Annotated in this window: 16 protein-coding genes; 3 read left to right on the top strand and 13 right to left on the bottom strand. The window is 46.1% G+C overall.

The features are described from left to right. Positions 1 to 116 precede the first annotated feature (116 nt). Positions 117 to 1,358, top strand: a complete 1,242-nt coding sequence (locus tag BLW49_RS09130) for an MDR family MFS transporter (RefSeq protein WP_177178687.1) — start codon at positions 117 to 119, stop codon at positions 1,356 to 1,358. Between the two features lie 79 nt (positions 1,359 to 1,437). Here the strand turns inward: BLW49_RS09130 and BLW49_RS09125 are convergent, their stop codons facing one another. From BLW49_RS09125 to BLW49_RS09100, 6 genes are all read right to left on the bottom strand, one after another. Further along, the gene (locus BLW49_RS09125) at positions 1,438 to 1,938 is read right to left on the bottom strand and encodes an LURP-one-related family protein (protein ID WP_090724188.1); all 501 of its coding nucleotides are present in this window, start codon (positions 1,936 to 1,938) and stop codon (positions 1,438 to 1,440) included. Between the two features lie 43 nt (positions 1,939 to 1,981). Next, positions 1,982 to 2,614: a hypothetical protein gene (locus BLW49_RS09120; RefSeq protein ID WP_143042097.1), complete on the bottom strand. Its 633-nt coding sequence runs from the start codon at positions 2,612 to 2,614 to the stop codon at positions 1,982 to 1,984. Positions 2,615 to 2,629: 15 nt separating this feature from the next. After that, positions 2,630 to 2,965: a hypothetical protein gene (locus BLW49_RS09115; protein ID WP_090724185.1), complete on the bottom strand. Its 336-nt coding sequence runs from the start codon at positions 2,963 to 2,965 to the stop codon at positions 2,630 to 2,632. A gap of 416 nt (positions 2,966 to 3,381) precedes the next feature. Beyond that, positions 3,382 to 4,563, bottom strand: coding sequence for an NAD(P)/FAD-dependent oxidoreductase (locus BLW49_RS09110; protein WP_256209677.1), 1,182 nt, complete (start codon positions 4,561 to 4,563; stop codon positions 3,382 to 3,384). A 37-nt stretch (positions 4,564 to 4,600) separates the two neighbouring features. Continuing rightward, positions 4,601 to 5,314 carry an SAM-dependent methyltransferase gene (locus tag BLW49_RS09105; protein ID WP_090724183.1) on the bottom strand — a complete coding sequence of 238 codons (714 nt, stop codon included), beginning with the start codon at positions 5,312 to 5,314 and terminating at the stop codon, positions 4,601 to 4,603. After that, complete coding sequence (locus BLW49_RS09100; RefSeq protein ID WP_090724181.1) at positions 5,301 to 6,455, bottom strand: type III polyketide synthase; 1,155 nt, start codon at positions 6,453 to 6,455, stop codon at positions 5,301 to 5,303. The genes BLW49_RS09105 and BLW49_RS09100 overlap by 14 nt, the downstream gene beginning before the upstream one ends. A gap of 295 nt (positions 6,456 to 6,750) precedes the next feature. Between BLW49_RS09100 and BLW49_RS09095 the strand changes: the two genes are divergently transcribed. After that, a complete protein-coding gene (locus tag BLW49_RS09095) occupies positions 6,751 to 8,103 on the top strand; it encodes a lytic polysaccharide monooxygenase (protein WP_090724180.1) in 1,353 nt (450 codons plus the stop codon). Positions 8,104 to 8,244: 141 nt separating this feature from the next. Here BLW49_RS09095 and BLW49_RS09090 read toward each other — a convergent pair whose 3' ends face one another. From BLW49_RS09090 to BLW49_RS09075, 4 genes are all read right to left on the bottom strand, one after another. Then, complete coding sequence (locus tag BLW49_RS09090) at positions 8,245 to 9,114, bottom strand: SDR family oxidoreductase (protein ID WP_090724178.1); 870 nt, start codon at positions 9,112 to 9,114, stop codon at positions 8,245 to 8,247. 240 nt (positions 9,115 to 9,354) lie between these two features. Then, positions 9,355 to 10,707, bottom strand: coding sequence for a cation:dicarboxylate symporter family transporter (locus tag BLW49_RS09085; RefSeq protein WP_256209675.1), 1,353 nt, complete (start codon positions 10,705 to 10,707; stop codon positions 9,355 to 9,357). Positions 10,708 to 10,980: 273 nt separating this feature from the next. Next, entirely contained in the window at positions 10,981 to 11,334 is a 354-nt protein-coding gene (locus BLW49_RS09080) for a hypothetical protein (protein WP_090724175.1), read from the bottom strand. Between the two features lie 185 nt (positions 11,335 to 11,519). Beyond that, on the bottom strand, positions 11,520 to 12,299 hold the full coding sequence (locus BLW49_RS09075) for an AraC family transcriptional regulator (protein WP_090724173.1): 780 nt from the start codon (positions 12,297 to 12,299) through the stop codon (positions 11,520 to 11,522). A 253-nt stretch (positions 12,300 to 12,552) separates the two neighbouring features. Between BLW49_RS09075 and BLW49_RS09070 the strand changes: the two genes are divergently transcribed. Next, a complete protein-coding gene (locus BLW49_RS09070; protein ID WP_090724172.1) occupies positions 12,553 to 15,084 on the top strand; it encodes a pectate lyase family protein in 2,532 nt (843 codons plus the stop codon). A 167-nt stretch (positions 15,085 to 15,251) separates the two neighbouring features. Here BLW49_RS09070 and BLW49_RS09065 read toward each other — a convergent pair whose 3' ends face one another. From BLW49_RS09065 to BLW49_RS09055, 3 genes are all read right to left on the bottom strand, one after another. Continuing rightward, positions 15,252 to 16,358 (bottom strand): Gfo/Idh/MocA family protein, encoded by a 1,107-nt coding sequence (locus BLW49_RS09065; RefSeq protein WP_076312669.1) that lies wholly within the window; start codon positions 16,356 to 16,358, stop codon positions 15,252 to 15,254. Positions 16,359 to 16,397: 39 nt separating this feature from the next. Continuing rightward, a complete protein-coding gene (locus BLW49_RS09060) occupies positions 16,398 to 17,120 on the bottom strand; it encodes a ThuA domain-containing protein (protein WP_076312670.1) in 723 nt (240 codons plus the stop codon). A 111-nt stretch (positions 17,121 to 17,231) separates the two neighbouring features. Then, the gene (locus tag BLW49_RS09055) at positions 17,232 to 18,401 is read right to left on the bottom strand and encodes a Gfo/Idh/MocA family protein (RefSeq protein WP_076312671.1); all 1,170 of its coding nucleotides are present in this window, start codon (positions 18,399 to 18,401) and stop codon (positions 17,232 to 17,234) included. Positions 18,402 to 18,410 lie beyond the last annotated feature (9 nt).

The following is an 18,410-nucleotide window of genomic DNA, read 5'->3' as shown; positions in this document are numbered from 1 at the left end:
ATTAGTATAAATCCTGAATAAATATAAGTCTATATTTTTCCAAAAAAATCATCTATATTTTGATAGACCTGGCCAGGTGAATATATTAATGTGCAAGAATGGAGGCTAGCTTTAAAGTGAAGATTCGGTTGTGGAACACCAATCTGAAGATCCGATTATTTGGTGAATCGCTGTTCAACATGCTGTACTGGATGTACTTCCCTTTCATTACGGTTTATTTCAGCGAAGTGTTCGGATTACAGACAGCTGGGCTTATGATGACAGTGCCTCCCTTGTTCAGTTTGGCCGGCAGCTTAATTGGCGGATACATGGCTGACCGTTTAGGCAGACGTACAGTGATGCTTATCGGTACAGCACTGCAGACCATCATGTTTGCCCTGTTTGCCGCATCGACTCATCATGTAGTGGATTATGCGGCTTTTATAGGAATTGGCTTGGGTTCCGCCTTGTACAAACCCGCCAGTTCCGCGATGGTCGCAGATCTGGTCCCGCAGAAGGACCGCAGACAAGTATTTGCTGCTTATACGACGGCGAACAATTTAGGAGCCGTGCTTGGCCCCGCCTTAGGCGCTGTATTCTTCTTCGAATATCGGCAAGAGCTGCTGTGGTGCTGTACCACCATGATGCTGATCTACTCGGCTCTGATCTTTTTCTTCGTTCATGAGAGCAAGCCCGAATCTGTTACCAATCGTACATCATCCCAATCATTTCTAAGTTTACTAAGGGAACAATGGACAGGCTACGGGATTATTTTCCGAGATAAAATGTTTCTTCTCTACTTGCTGGCAGGAGTATTCTCGCTCATTTCAATCATGCAGCTGGATCTTTATTTAGCAGTCTATATTACCAATTACGTTCCAGCACAGTCCTTAATCTCTATGTTTGATATAAACATCCGGTTGGAACATACTGAAATATTGGGCTGGGTTCTGGGCTTGAACGGTCTTATGTTTGTGCTGTTTGTACTCCCAGTCACCAGATGGCTGCGTCCTGTACAAGACCGTAACGTATTCATTCTATCTGCATTGCTGACAGGAATCGGTACATTTCTACTCGGACTGGGCACGAATATCTGGTACTTATTTGGCTGCACAATCATCTTCACAATTGGAGAGATCGTAAGATCACCCGTGATGCATAGCTTCATAAGCCAATATGCTCCAGAGCACGCCAGAGGACAATATATGGGAGCTGACCATTTGCAGTATATTGCCGGCCGTCTTTTTGCACCCATTACTGTTTTTTTATCTGCCTGGGTTGCACCGCTCGGTATCTTCAGCCTTATTTTTGCTTCGTCGCTGATCAGTGCACTACTGTACTATGCGTTATTTCGAGGACTTCAATCAAGGGGCGTGTAAATCGCACCAGCATCCGAAATATGGCATGTAAGTGCCCTATAACAAACAAAGAGACACAGCGCTTGTGTCTCTTACGTCTTTAAGTTGCTGCATTCGCAGCATTATTCTGCCTGGCCTGAATCGAGTGAACTCCCATGACAACTGCGATCCATTCATAAGAACCCACTTCACTTGACAGGTTATCTAGACGGTAGGAGCCCGGACCGAAGAAGCCAGAGGTTCTTGTAAAGGTCGCAGCTACATTCCCCGATTCATCCTCAATCGTATATTCTTTGGAGAAGGCCGGAGAAGTGATGGAATAGATTCCTCGTGAACCCGCATGATATTCATACCTTTTCGTGAAAAAGCTCATCTTGGACCTGACGATTCCAATAATCTCTTCCCCAGAATCCATTACATTCCACTTTCCCGAGAACGCACGAAATTTACCTGAATAAACCAAATCTCGGGATGGTCCATAAATGTCCAGAGAAGTGCCGAAAGCACTCTTTAAATCGATACTTCCAGCTTCTTGACCCGTGCCATCCACAATTTCTGTCATACCCGAGCTGAAAAAGTTATTCCTGAAATTAAGCTCCATTCCGCTTCCCCTCTCCGTAAGGTAATACACACCTTAAAATAACTTAAATCCAGTCATACTTCTCTCTTATCCCCTGATGAAAGGCATGATCCGGATTCTGCTCGACCATCCTCTGAATGGCCTGCTTCCAAGTCTGCTGGATAACTGTGGGCTTATCCTTCGTAACAGACTGTTTGCTCATCACGCCCTTGAGATAGACCAGATCCTCCTGCAGGCGATCCAGATCCTCTAGAAGCAGCTGATGTGATTTATGACGCAAGTTATTTGTCGATTGCAATGGCTGCAAGAGATCACTCTCAACATACTGGTGGTAGTCCTGCAAGAGATTTGCCATCACTCGGGTAGATGCACTGTTTTGCTGTCTAAAGTAAGGCTCCATCTGCTGAAGCGACATGCTGCCCAGTTCCAGACTGCGTGCTGCCGCATCAAGTCGACTCACCACCTCATCGGTCTCTAGTAAGTCATCTGTCTTAAGCTTCTCTGTCAAATAGGCAATATCCTCTATCGGCAAAGTGAACCCCCTGCCAACCGCTTCATTCCATAATCTTTCGTTTGTTTCCCTTTGAGCCTCCTTGTAATCCATTAGATGAATATTCAGCGCTGCACTAGCAACGAGCAAGATCGATAGCAATCCTATGATTACTTTACTCTTATGTTTTTTCCAAAAATACATCATTATCGTTCCCCTCACTTATAACGTCCCCGGATGCTTGTAATACTCAATCATCTTAATGAACTGTAATGAATAGTTGCTCTCCACTTCGCTAAGTGAAAATAATTTCCCTTCCCATTCATGAAGTGCAAACACATAATCATGTCTAACCTCATCCATGGCCGGTTTGCCTATGTATTGTCCTTCGTAATCTTTGAACTGGTCCTTAAATGCTGTATCAAACATGATCCGATGCTTAAATGATGCATGGACAAAAGCGTTAACCAGCATCAAGGTGTCATGACTCTTATCGACGACCAGATAAATATTGCCGCGATCATCTTCAATAAGATCTTTGTTGATTTGAATATCCATGTTCTCCACTCCTTTTCTCTTATTTATACTTACACTTTAATAAAGCAGCAAAAGTTATTTTTGAATGACTTGTCATAGCTAATATTAATTATAATACCATTTATTCTCAGTTAATTAAATAGTTGAATGATTAATATTTTCATCTTACTAGTAAGGGAAATTTAATTCATCCATGTCGAAAAATACAGAATTGTGCGATTGCCCGAGAAATAATACGTGGATCAGCTCTGTTTTAACACTCCAACTGCCATAACAGAAGTTATAAGCATGTTATAACCGTATAATTTAAGAAACATGATCTACTTTGAATTTTTCATATGATGTATTTTCTGAATATAACTTTTAACTTTGTTGGTTGACACAATTAAAAAACCCAGCTTATTAATCAAACTGGGTTCAGCTCATGAAGATTTAATTTATCGTTGAATTCCCATCTCGGTCAAACGAGTCGCCTTCACAAGATAAGAAGCTAGACTCGGGAACAATTTTGCAGCCCCAGGATATAGACGATTGGTCTTGGCAAAAGCCAGCTTCTGAATACGTTTAGCCCGTTTCAGGAGCTTGCCAAAATGATGGTTCGCCTCCAAAGTATACTCGCTCTGCCACTCTTCATAGGTAATCTCAGATCTTAAATATCGATCTGTTACAGTCGAGCAGATGATAGATGATCTTAACGCGATAGACATGCCATCACCACATAATGGAGGAATCACCATTAACGCATCTCCTATATGAGGGAAGATTGACCACGGCTCGGGAACCGTAGATAATTTGACCGGAGCAATGGATACCTGCGATCCTGGGGCAGGGGCCCCTGTGCTCAGTCTGACCGACAGCTTCTCATTATCCTGTGCTGCCGCCTGTAATATATCGGATACGGACTTCCCAATACGCTGAACCGTCTTTAGTGGAAGCAGCGCAGCGACATTCGCCTTCTCTCCTCCTTCGATAGGAGATATTCCAACATAACCGCCTTCACAGAAATACAGCTCCACCCGCGGCTCTGTCTTGATGCCTGTATAATGGGATTTAACGCCGACATAAACTTCAGAATCTTGAGGGGTATTGATCTCCATACCTTGAACAAACTTGGGTCTAGGGGTTCCATAGGCGCCGATAACAGATCGGGTATGATAGTGGACGACATCCTTTCCTTGCCGTACGGATACTCGATAGCTGTGGTCGTCAAGCTGTACAATATCCAGCACCATCGCTTTGGTTACGATGCTTGCACCCGCCTCGATGGCTTTTTGATGCAGCATCATATCCAGCTCATATCGGCTGATTCCCCAGGCTTTGCCTGGAAGGGCTGAATCGATCTCGCCTCCATTTGGCATGATGATCTTTGCACTGTCCATCACGCTGGGCTCCACTTGAAAAGCGAACGGATCAACACCCACATAAGCCAGCATCTCTAAAGTCTCCGGTGACATGAACTCCCCGCATGTTTTATGCCTTGGAAATGCTTTGCGGTCTAACAATACCGTGGTATATCCCATACCTGCAAGCTGTACAGCACATGCGCTTCCCGCAATTCCTGCTCCTATGACAATGATATCCACTTGTTGTTCCATGTGTAATTCATTTTGGTTGTCCATATGCCTCACCTTCCCTTCTTCTGTTGGCGCCTCTCTCTTACTGTCTTGGGATAATTACGGCATATCGGAACAAGGGCTTCCAGTTATAGGTCATGGATTGATGATCAAGCCGTTTTTGCAGCTCCTTCCAATCCGAGCCTTTGAATCCTTTTGCGACGGACAGCGGTCCATCATGCCGTATATAACGATTTCTCGATATGATCCGTGTTGTAATCCATACTGCTGTATAGGAAACGGTATGCCTGTGAATATCATTGATCACAACCCCGTATCTGGACGCACGCAGCATATGGGATACGATCTCAACGAGCTTCTCACCGTCAAAATGATGTACAAACTGGGAGCCTGTGACGATATCTGCTGATGCATCCGGCAGGTCACATACATCGGCCTGCAGGACAGTGACTCTGTTCTCTCCCTTGAATAGAGCCCTTGCTTCATCACATGCTTCTGGTGTCATGTCTACAAGCGTGATACTCAGCTGGACACCGCGTTCATCGGCCCAGCGAAGCAGCTTGCGGTTCACGTCTCCCGACCCTGCACCAACATCCAGAATTGACAAGCTGCTCGGCCTGCCCATCTCCTTCCACAGCTTCTCAACTCCATATTTCGTCGGTCCTGGAGCAGCGAAGATTTTATTTAATCTCCTTAAATGTTTGAGCGCTTCGGTCAGCTCCTCTCCGCCCAAGGAGAAATCATCCATCAATTCCTCTTCCTTCGCTCTCCGATCCAGCTTCCTAAAGATAGACATGATCTGCCTCTACAGATGAAAAACTGTACGAAGGAACATAGGTGAATCTCATAAGCTCAGCCGTTAACCCGGGGCCAAATGCCATCGCCACACCTTCTGCTGTCTCACGCCGCTGAGATCTCAGCTCGCTGCGCATCGCATCCAGCACAAACATAATGGTCACAGAAGACAGGTTGCCGTAATTCTTCAGGATGTCTCTGCTGTATTTGGTCTGATCGTCACGAAGTCCGAGGACTTCCTGAACCGAATCCACAATTCCTCTGCCACCCGGATGAATAGCATATAATTCAGGCTGTGGTGCACCTTCGAGCAGATAATCCATTTCTTCGGCTAGATGGGTTCCGAGCAGCTTGGGAATTCGCGGAGACAGATACAGATCAAAGCCGGTGTTTCCCACATCCCAGGTCATATCCTCGGCACAATCCGGTAATAGAACGGAGTAGCCCTTACCCAGCTGATAGTAATGCTGATGCTGATCTTCAGCCATGCTCACGACACATGAGGAAGCGCCATCTCCGAAGAATGAAGCGGCGAACAGCGCTTCCCGTTCCATCACGGGTTGAAAATGAAGTGTACACAGCTCCACACACACAACGAGTACTTTCGCACTTGGATCGCCTTGTACTATATCCCTTGCTGCTTGGATAGCTCTCAGCCCTGCCGCACATCCTTGGAAGATCAGTGGAATACGTGTCGTCCGTGGGGATAAGCCCAAATGTTTGATCAATAGCACATCCAGCCCAGGTAAGAATTGTCCGGTACAACTGACGGTAACCAAATGCGTAATTGCCTCAGGTGCCGTATTTGAATCTTTAAGTGCTTTTTCCGCGGCCTGGATTCCAAGCGGGACCGCTTCTTTTTTATATGTATTCATGCGCTCTTCCGTAGTTGGAACCTCTCGATCTTGAGTGTAAGGCAGATACTCACAGTCCTCTGGGTTCCCTGTATAGCTGGGCTCACATGTATATCTCATCTCAACACCACAGGATCTGAATATTCTTCTCGCGAAACGAGCCAGCTCTGGCTTCTCGCCGAGTGTTGATTCCATTAGCTTGGCTGCATCTGTCTGTGATAAAGCATGAGTAGGAAGTGCAGTCCCAAGTCCTATTATAGAAATACGTGAGTTTAACATATCGTTCATCCAAATTTTCCTCCTAATATTTGCGTATATGCCTGTAGATAGAGGTCAGTCCCCACACTCAGAATTTTGTACAAGCCCTTCACTACTCCATATCTTCTGTTGACAACGTACTTTTTAACCAATTTTAGTTACATAAAATGTTAATAAAACGGTCATCACTGTGATGTTTTTTATATTTTTATCCCCTGTTTTAAAACTATTTACCCTTACCAACTCATTTGGAATCTTTAAAATAAGAAATAGGAGGCGAAAAACAGAATTCGCCCGCCAAAAATGTTGAGGAGGAAATTTATAAATGGAAAATGTTCTGGTCCAAAGCAAAAAGAAATTCCACTTTCGATTGCTGCTTGGAATCGTATTGGCATTCATCACATGCTTGATTGTTGCAGAGATTGCCTCGGCTCATGGTTACATAAGTGCTCCGCAGAGCCGTGCATATCAATGTAAGCTCGGTCAGAACACCAATTGCGGAAACGTACAGTATGAGCCCCAGTCCTTAGAGGCGAAGGGTAATTTCCCGACAGGAGGACCTGCCGACGGACAGATCTCAGGAGCTGGAATCTTCCCTCAGATGAATGAACAGTCTCCTACTCGCTGGAATAAGGTCAACATGAACACAGGTTCAAACACATTTACTTGGACGCTTACAGCTGCTCATGCGACAAAGGAATGGAAGTATTACATTACGAAACCGGGCTGGGATCAAAGCAAAGCACTTGCACGCTCCGATATTGAATTGTTCTGTTCCATCAATGACGGTGGTAAAAAACCGGATTATACCGTAACACATACTTGCAACATTCCTGCTGACCGCAGCGGCTACCATCTTATTCTTGCCGTATGGGAAGTTGCAGATACAGGGAATGCATTTTATAACACGATTGATGTCAACTTAAGTGGTGGTGGAGGAAACCCTGGCGATACGACAGCTCCTACAGCACCAAGCGGACTGCATTCCATGGGTGTTACTGCTAACTCCGTCTCCCTGATGTGGTCAGCAGCGACAGACAATGTAGGTGTCACTGGGTATGAAATTTACAGAGGCTCCACATTGGTCGCTACCGTATCGGGCTCTACACTGACATACAATGCTACAGGTCTTACAGCCAACACCAGCTATTCCTTCACGGTTAAGGCGAAGGATGCGGCAGGCAATGTATCTGCAGCGAGCAACGCATTAAGCATTACAACTTCCGGCGCGAGTACACCGGACACTTCTGCTCCATCAGCTCCAAGCGGGCTGCATTCCATGGGTGTAACCGCGAGCTCTGTCTCCCTAATGTGGTCAGCAGCTACGGATAATACAGCCGTAACGGGATATGAAATCTACAGAGGCTCCACACTGGTCGCTACGGTATCCGGTACTACCTTGGAATATAATGTCACGGGTCTTACTGCCAATACGAGCTATTCCTTTACAGTAAAAGCCAAGGATGCGGCAGGCAACATCTCTCCTGCGAGCAATACACTAACCCTCTCCACTTCAGCGCCGCCTTCAACGACAGCACCTGCATGGACACCAGGAACAGCGTATAAAGTGAATGATCTTGTGACTTACAACGGAGTAGTGTACAAATGCCGTCAAGCTCATACGGCTTTGGCTGGATGGGAACCCGCAACCACTTTAGCGCTTTGGATCGAGAATTAACACATATGCAGTGAGTTAAAAAGATTAACAAAACAAACAAAGCTCCTGCTTTCCTGGAGCTTTGTTTGTTTTATTGTTTTAATATTTTTTCTATCAATTCATTTTATAATCTCCTAAACTGCTTTAATCCAGAGTATATAATTACAGTCCTTGTTCTATTGCATATCTGCCCCAGTGAGGCCGGCTACCATCCCTGTCTGTAAATCCGTACTCATCAGACAATCCCCATGAGCTGAGTGCAAGCCCACTCTTCTCATGCACCTTGGGATCTGCCGCGAGACACGCAGCTGCCTTGCCTACATAATCAGGTGTTTCCGAAGCAATGAAATGCGGCTCCGTACGCACTGCATCTCTCCAGTTCTCTTCGGTTACACCGAAGTAATCCAACATAGCTTCTGAACGCAAAAAACCGGGGGTAAGTGCCAGCGCTGTTACGTTATGCGGCTTCAGTTCTTCGGCCATAGCCTTTGCCAGATGAATAACCGATACTTTGGCTAAGCTGTAGTAAAGATTACCTCGATATTTATCATCAATACCGTCCGTTATTTCTATGATTAACCCCTGCTTCCTTGCTACCATCAGCGGCGCTCCAAATTTGCTTGTGATCATGTGCGAATGGACTGCCCGCTTCTGCATCGTTAATCCATCCTCCAGCGAGTGCTCCCAGAACGATTTGGACCAGTCTGTCAGCGGATCACCTCCCCACACATCATTTACGAGGATATCCAGCCGCCCTTCTCTTTCTCGGGCGACTCGCTCAAACAGCCTTTCCACCTGCTCAGGATCCGTGTGATCGACTTGGGCTGCAATTCCAATTCCTCCTGCCTCTGTCACCAACTCTGCCGTTTCTTCAATGGTTTCCATTCGGTTCATATCCGATTTATCCTGGCGAGTACTGCGTCCTGTACAATAAACTGTGGCACCGGCCGCTCCCAGTTGAACGGCAATCGCCCTGCCTGCTCCCCGGGTGGCACCTGCTACAACTGCAACTTTACCTTTTAAGGATGTCACTTATTCTTTCACTCCTCTATTATTCTTTTTTCTTATACATCAGGACTTCTGTAGTCCTTCCTACTTATTGTAAATGTGAAATATGACAAAACCTGTCGTAGTTAAATCCAATTATTTTCATCATACCTTTAGCTGATTTAATCAAGAGTATGTATCATTCAAAAAAACCGCTGAATGGAAATAATCATTCCTTTTCAGCGGTTTATCAGAGTCAGCGGCTTCTATTTCATTTCAATACAATTACTCTACTTCTAATTTTCTTGCTGCTGGCAGATCAGTAACAGTCGGTGCAGGAGTTACCTCTTCTTCTGCAATCAATCCAGATTTCATCACCAGTACAGCCTGCTTTTTATTGAAAAGTCCTTCCCATCTGGCAACGACAAACGTCGCTACGGCATAACCTATCAAGTTAATTGTCGTACGGAAATTCCCCATAATCCGGTCTGGAGCCAGCATTAGTGCAACAGCTGCGATGGGGATGAAGCCTGTGCTTGCAGCCGTTGCGGACAGGGCAACAAACGCAGAGCCCGGTATACCTGCCATTCCCTTGGATGTAAGCAGCAGCACAGCAAGCAGCACAAGCTGTTCGTACAAGCCGAGATCTGTTCCTGTTGCTTGGGCCAAGAATACGAGTGCGAGTGACAAATAGATAGAGGCTCCGTCAAGGTTAAAAGAGTAGCCTGTGGGTACCACCAAACCTACGACGGATCGATCACATCCTGCTTTCTCCAGCTTCGTCATCAGCTGCGGCATAACCGCTTCTGTTGAACCGGTAGCGAAAGAGAAAATTATTTCCTCCCGAATCAGTTTGATTACTCCCCACAAGCCAATACCCACAAAGAGCCGCATTATGACTTCAAGTACGAGCAGGAAAATGAAGCATGCAGCCGCCATGGCCAGAAACAGCTTGCCGAATGAGAGCAGGGTCTGCATTCCATATTGACTTACCGCATAAGCCATCGCTCCAAAGGTTGCAATAACGGTCAGCTTCATGATGAAGCCCATAATTTGAAAAATAACTTTGCTGACATGATCCAGCAGATCAATCAGAAATTCAGAGGTTCGGCCCCCGATCCGAACGAGTGCAAAACCGAATAAGCAAGAGACAAGCAGAACCTGCAGCATGGCATTCGATGCGAATGCCGACACGACACTCTCAGGAATGATGTTCATGATAAACTCGGTTTTTGTTGGAAGCTCAGAATTGTTCGTGGCCTGTCCAACCGCGTCAACGGACAGGCTGGCCGGGTCCACATTCATGCCTTGTCCTGGCTTCATGACGTTTGCTGCCACTAAACCGACGATGAGTGCGATGGTGGTAACCACCTCAAAATAGATTAAGGCCTTTCCGCCAATTCTGCCGACGGTTTTGATGTTACCTACCTTTGCGATGCCAAGCACAACGACGACGAAGACAAGCGGTGATATAATCATCTTAATTAATTTGATAAATCCGTCACCGAGTGGCTTGAGTGCTATTCCGAAGGAAGGCCAGAAATAACCTACCGCAATCCCCAGTGCAATGGCCACTATGATTTGAAAAAACAATCCTTTGTAAAAAGGCTTCCTCTCCATCGTTTGTGCAACCTCCACAATAACGCCCCCATATCCATCCTGTTATTTTTTTATAACTATATGCCGGGCGATATATGACGTCAATTTATCTAACACAATTTTGGAGAAATGCTTATTTAGCAAAATTAAACTAGGCATGCTACACAAAAAATACAAGTATATAATATAATTAATGGTATTAATTGTTATTTTATTTGATATTCACGTTACCTTCGCTATCATTCTGTCATTTCCATTAAAAAGAGCCGGATCGCAAATGCAATCCGGCTCTTTCCATAATCTATCTCCCTATTATTTAGAAGAATGATGCTTCCTATTTACAATAGACTCCAGCTTCTGGGAGATCATAACGCGTTCATATTTCAATTCCCATATCCGTTCGGTTACTTTGGCTTTCTCCGCTTCATCCTTCTCCAGACTTAACTGCTTAAACAAAGATAACAGCTCGTCATTCAGCGCGTCGAATTGCAACCATAACTCATTTCGCAATACCGGTGTATCCATATTCTTCTTCTGCTCTGTATAATTCTTCATCAAATTTATAATTTCTTGCTGCCATTCTGTGTCATCAATTCGGATCGCATAATTTAGGAGATCCAAATAATCATCTATTTGTAATGAATTCGTCATCCGTTGTTTTGTCATGATTGATCCAGTGTCTCCTTTACTCTCTTTTACCGAGTATTATACTAGGTTTTATAAGAATTTCAAGAGGTCAAATGATTTTCATGTAAGAGTGGATTCACTTCGGTTACGAATTGTGTCCTTACCTTTATTGTCTTTGTCTATATCATTCTAATCTAATTTAATTCACTCCCATGTGATATACCTTACATGTTTGCGTGACGCCGGAATTCATTAGGAGTAACCCCATACTCCTTTTTGAAGACACGGTAAAAAGAGCGCAGGCTGTTGAAGCCTGAATCAAAGGCGATATCGGTTACGGCATCCGTCGTAGATCTTAGCAGCATGTTAGCAAACGCCGCACGCAAACCGTTGATATAATCACGGAAGGAGACATGGAACTGCTCTGAGAAGATTCGGGAAATAAGATATTTATTAATGGCAAGCTCTTTTTCTAGCACATCCAATGTAAGGGGTTCCAAAAAGTGACGATCTATATAGGCTAAAATTTTCTGAACTTCATCTACTTCTTTCAAATAATCTACTTTACGCAAGGATAGAAGGGGCATAGCGTGCCCTAGTATGACCGAGGTGTAGGCCTTCAGCAGCCGCTGTTCGCCCTGTTCTTTATAGAGATGATATAGCTTCCACATGAATTTATTCAGCAAGTCATTCTCCTTTATCATAGGACAACTCGGAGCAGAATGAAGCAGATCCCCTGTATAATCCCCCGGAAAGGCAGCATCGAAGAAGATGAGCATCATTTCGCTGTGCTCAATGGTCTTATAGCTGTGAGGCTGATTCGGAAAAATGAGGAGTATGTCCCCTGTCGTGAGCAAATAGGTGTCGCGGCTGATATTCGCCTGCACGCTCCCCGAAAGAATTGTGGCGATCTCAACATTCTTGTGCAAATGAAGCGGATACGTGTTATTCCTGGATATAAATGAATGGAACTGCTGGTCACGCTGCTGATATTTAATCTTCATATACGATCCCTCCGACCCAGTGTAGAAGCACCTGCAAATTTTACATATCACGTTAACAAAAACATAATATGAGCTTCCTCCTAAGTACAAGTGAAAAGATCAATTTTTGGCACGTAAGCGCAAAATAGTGGCAGGTAAATATTTACCAAAAGCCTTAAAGTATATAGTTGTAAGGAAGATCTATAAGGAGGAGTGAATGGCGGATACGTAACCTTCTATCTAACTAAACAAATCGAAGGGAGACAACTTGCATATGAAATCGAATCATAAGCGATTCAAAGGATTAATGTCTATCGGGTTGAGTTTTTCGGTAGCGCTTTCAATAATGGGTGTCCAATCCTCTTCTGCTGCCATGGCTCTTGAGGCCACTAAGAAACCTGTTCCTGATGCCTCTGTTCTTGCATTTCCGGGTGCGGAAGGCGGCGGGGCTTATGCAACAGGCGGCCGGGGTGGAGATGTATACATCGTGACTAACCTAGAAGATTATAAGGAAAATGAGGAGCCTATTGAAGGCTCTCTGCGGTACGGTATCTTATCCACGCCGCAAGAAGGACGCACCATTGTCTTTCATGTTTCCGGCACGATTGAGCTTGAGAGCTCCTTGCGATTAAACAATATTAAAAATTTGACGATTGCAGGCCAAACCGCCCCTGGTAACGGCATAACGATTGCGGGCTGGGATACGAACATCAGCAATTCAGAAAACATCATTATTCGTTACCTATCCTTTAGGCCCGGTGCTACCAACGTATTTAATGGCAGTGATTCCATGGATGCACTCTGGGGCAGGGACAATAAACAATTTATAATTGACCACTGCTCCTTCAGCTGGAACACAGATGAGACCTTGTCGTTATACCGGGGTGAGAATGGGACCGTTCAGTGGTCGATCATCTCCGAAAGCTTGACGCTATCTGGACATTCCAAGGGGAGACATGGTTATGGCGGCATAGCGGGCGGTGACAAAACGACATTCCATCACAATCTATACACGAGTCATACGTCCAGAAACCCCAGACTGGGGGGTGGATATGCTGGTAAAGCAGACAAGGATCATGTGGCCGTTGTCCAATTTGCTAACAATGTAATCTACAATTGGGGCTTCAATGGCACATACGGTGGAGGCTTCAATTTCACGAACTTTATGAACAATATTGAAATTGCAGGTCCCGGCACCAGGGATAATGTATCCGATCGAGTCATTGATGCAGGAGAGTCCGGCAAGCTGGGCGGCTTTTATATTTCGGGTAACCGGATCAACGGTAAGCTCACTGGCTGGCTGGATGGTTCATCGGCTTATGTAAAAAGCTCGGGTGACGCAAGTGGTGATCAGTTAACGACATTTGCAGCCGAGCCTTATTTATCCGCGGACAGCACAGGGGTTAATCACGGCGTAACGAACAAGGGCTTCGACCAGCATGTCCTCCAAGGCGTATTCGATGCCAATGAACATTTGCTGAGTACCATTCTTCGTCAGGCCGGAGCAACGTATCCCCGCCGAGATGCCATCGATGCTCGGATTGTAGCCGAAGTAGAGCAAGGTCTCGGAAGATATATCAATACGGAGCACGAGGTTGGTGGATATATTAGCAGCTTCGGTGTCATCGAAGATCAGCATTCGGATGGATATGATTCCAACCTTAATGGAATTGAAGACAAGTGGGAGAAGAAGAACAAAATCTGGGGTGTTGAGGATGCATACAAGACCGTTACGCGTTCAGGCTATACTTGGCTCGAGCTATATATAAACAGCCTGGTTGATATGGAGCACGCTGCGGAGAACCCTGAAGCGAAGCTCCAAGCACCTTCTAATAATGAGCAATTTAAGCTCGGAGAACCTATTCAGGTTAAAGTCAATGCTGCTTCCAAGTTCAAGAATAAAATCGAGAAAGTTGCAATATACAACGGATCTGAGTATCTTGGAGACGCTGTGAAGAGAGGAAATACGTATCAGTACACGATCAAGGGACTGAAGGATGCTTCTTACTTTATCTCTGCCCGAGTGACCGATTCAGAGGGTCATGAGACACAAACGACAGCTGCCAGCATTCATGTGAATACGAGCGATCAGACGCTTGATCAAGCAGGCTGGTCTTCCAAGGACATCGGCTCACCAGATCTCAGAGGCTCGGGTAGTATAACCGAAGGAGTTCTGACGGTAAAAGGGAACGGTAAACTAGGCAAAAGCGAAGGCAGCGGTGAACGTTCACCTGAGCGAGATGCTGCCAAGGACGATTTCCATTTTGTATACAAGAAGATGAGTGGCGATATGGAGCTTACCGCAAAACTGGAAGACATCGGCTCAATCGATAACCACGCTTTTACTGGACTGATGATTCGTGAGGATCTCCGTATGGACAGCCCGGCGGCCGTACTTGGTCTATCTTGGGTGAAGCTGTCGAAGGACACCAGCTGGTCAGCTTATCTGGCCGGTAGAAATCAGGCGGGAGCCCCATTTGATGAGCTGACTGAGACGCTGGATAGTCCAGCGGCAGCTGAATCTGCCGGCATCCAGTTGTTAGCCGACATTCCTTTCAAAGTGAGCGGTGCCTCACAGGGATACTGGCTCAAGCTTGGCCGAAAGGGCGACACTTTCTATGCTTATGGTTCTACGAACGGAACCGACTGGAGTAAGATCGGGGAGAAGACTGTTGCCATGCCAGACTCCGTTTATGTCGGCTTTGCGGTTGACAGTAATGATGTTGCTAATGAAATTGAACAGTTGAATTATGCAAAGTTCTCTAATCTTTCCTTGACCGAGGGCTTTGATCCTATAACTAATTAGTTGATGAAGCCATCATATAATTCTTGTTCCTATATGCAAAGCGCCGGCTGCGAGTTACAAGCCCCGGCGCTTTTATTATGATAATCAAAAACAAATAGCCGCAGATAAGCGGCTATTGTGGTCATTTTTATTTTACAATCGTATCAATATATACTCCCGAATGATGACTAGCTATCCAGCGTATACAGTGGCAGATCTGCGGGTAGTGAAGCCGGACGCTTACACGTACTCTTCATGGTGTAGTGATGACCATCATCTGATGCGTCATGGAAGGCCCACATGGCTTCAAGGACATGATAAGCGAGTTCACCGCTGGCCCGGTGCTCACGTCCACTCCGAATGGCATACGCCATATCTGCCGGTCCAATTCCCCGTGTGTTCTGATCGTAGCCTGGCAAGAGCTCAACCTCTTCCCAATCCTGCTCTCCCATACGCTTCAGCAGTACAGGTCCGCCGAACGTATTCGGATCCGGCACACGAAGTGTCCCTTGTGTTCCGTAAATCTCAATATTAGGAAGCTGGCTTCCTCCAAAAATATCAAAGCTGGTTACAATGGTGCCGATGGCACCTTGTTCAAACCGAAGTAAACCTGCGACATGGGTAGGAATTTCCACTTTGATCTTCTGACCGTACTTCTTCTCACTGCTGATCGTACGTTCTTCAAGCGCCTTACCTGTCATCCCTGTAATGCTCGAGATCGGCCCTAGTAATTGAATGAGTGCAGTCAGGTAGTAAGGCCCCATATCAAACATCGGGCCTCCCCCTTTGGCATAGTAAAATTCAGGGTCCGGATGCCAGAATTCATGACCACGGCTCATCATAAAAGCGGTCACTGCTACAGGAGTGCCGATAAGTCCCTCTTCTATGATTTTCAGTGAAGTTTGGATGCCTGTGCCAAAAAACGTTTCGGGTGCAGAACCAACGAGCAGTCCTTTCTCCTTTGCAGCCTGAAGTACCGCAGCTCCCTCTTCCCGAGTAACCGCCAGAGGCTTCTCGACATAAACATGCTTGCCCGCTTCTATTGCCTGCAGACAAACATCTGCATGCACGGCGGGAATCGTCAGATTGATGACCAGCTCAATCTCTGGATCATTCAACAGCTCCTGAACACTGACCGCTCTTGGTATACCGTACGCCTTGGCCTGCTCTTCTGCTCTCGACAGGTCAAGGTCAGCACAAGCCACTAATTCAAGACATTCGAATTTATTACAGTTCTCCATGTAGATGCTGCTGATTTTACCGCAGCCGACAATACCTACCTTTACTTTATCCATCGAATGCTGTTCTCCCTTCAACCCATGTAAGGTCTCATATTAGATCTGACTATCGCCCATACCTGTATATTGTATTGCCTTACCCTGCTTCGCCGCAGCTGCTTGCTTACCCTCTGCAGCCCACAGGAAGCCACGAACCATGATTTCTTTGACTTGTGGCATTTCCACAATATCCGCGTGATGACCAAGCGAATTGTAGAACACTCTCCCTTGTCCCCAGCGCTTCGTCCATACGACGGGCATATCAACAGCACCGTTCGTAGAATGCGGCCCCTCTACAATCGGGAATCTTGTCGTAGCCAGCACCTCGACAGCGGGATCAATGTGGAGGTAATACTGTTCACTTTTCACTTGGAAATCTTCAATGCCAGCAAGCAGTGTGCTGGAGCTGTTCTTGATATTTACCGTATACTCCACTCCGTCGTTACCCGGATGGGCTACCCACTGGCCACCCGTCATAAACTGCCAGTCAACATTCGTACGGAAGGCATCACACATTCCTCCATGCAGCCCTGCCAGGCCGACCCCTTCCATTACAGCGGTAGAAACGTTGCTTGCGAGCTCCTTCTCAATCTCACCCATAGTCCAGCAGGGAATGATGAGATCTAAATTCTTCAGTTTCTCCGCATCACGATAGGCTTCAAGAGTATTCGCGACTTCCACCTCGAAATTCTGCTCCGTCAGCCATGCTTTAAACAATGCTGATACCTGTTCTGGCTCGTGGCCGTCCCAGCCGCCCCATACGATTAGTGCTTTTTTCATCCTGATACACACTCCTTAAACGTTATTGGATCAAACAATGGACTCGTGCTAAACAACTGATCAACTGATCAATACTCGGATCATTTAGAGATCTAAGCGATTAGGACTCTCTTAGACATCAGCCATTTCAGACAGCGTCACCCAGCGGCGTTCTTCCACCGAGCGCTCTACCGCTTCAAGAACCGCCTGACAGGCAACTCCGTCATGGAAATTGGGCACAGGCTGCCTATTCTCTTCAATCGCATTCATAAATTCCACAACCTCATGCGTGAAGGTATGATCAAATCCAATCGGATGTCCTGTAGGCCACCATGCCTCCGCATACTTATGAACCCCATCTGTCGCCATGACGCGGCGGAAGCCCTGCACATCCTCTGCATCATTTACAAAGTAAACCTCAAGCTCATTCATTCGTTCAAAATCAAACTTTACGCTGCCCAAGCTGCCATTAATTTCAAACGAATTAGTGCTTCGATGACCCGCCGCAAAGCGGGTTGCCTCAAAGCTGCCGATGGCACCGCTTTCAAACCGGGCTAAGAACAGTGTCGCATCATCTACGGTTACGGGTCCTTTTTCCGTGCTGCTATTGCCCTTCGCCGTAAGTCCTGTCATCTCTGATGCAATCGGACGCTCCTTAATGAAGGTCTCGCTCATACCGATAACTTCTGTAAATTCTCCAACCAAATAGCGAGCCATATCAATCAGGTGTGCTCCCAGATCGCCATGTGAACCAGAGCCAGCAATTTCCTTCTGTAGTCTCCAGACAAGCGGGAATTCAGGGTCCAAGATCCAGTCCTGCAGGAAATTTGCACGGAAATGATAAATCTTCCCGAGTCTGCCGCTCTCCACAAGATCCTTGGCCAGCTGCACCGCTGGTGAGAAACGATAGTTAAAGCCAATCATATGCTTAATGCCTGCTCTTTCGGCAGCCTCCAGCATTTCGCGGGAATCCTTAAGATTCAGGGCAAGCGGCTTTTCGCAGAAAATATGCTTGCCTGCCTGTGCTGCGGCAATGGCAATTTCTTTGTGGACATCACTTGGCGCATTGATATCGATAAGGTCGATATCTTCTCTAGTTACAAGCTCTCTCCAGTCGGTCACACTCTCCTGCCAGCCGAACTGCTGCTGCGCTTCCTTTACTCCCTTGGGGTCACGGCCGCAAATGACCGACATTTCAGGTTTCACCACTTGTGGGAAGAACATAGGGACACTGCGATACGCATTGCTGTGCGCCTTACCCATAAATTTATATCCAATCATACCTACGCGAACAGAACTCATGAAATTACC

Source organism: Paenibacillus sp. PDC88, assembly GCF_900106725.1.
Taxonomy (GTDB): Bacteria; Bacillota; Bacilli; order Paenibacillales; family Paenibacillaceae; genus Paenibacillus; species Paenibacillus shunpengii.
Note: the sequence above shows the minus strand (reverse complement) of the source record. Positions and strands in the feature narration are given on the sequence as shown.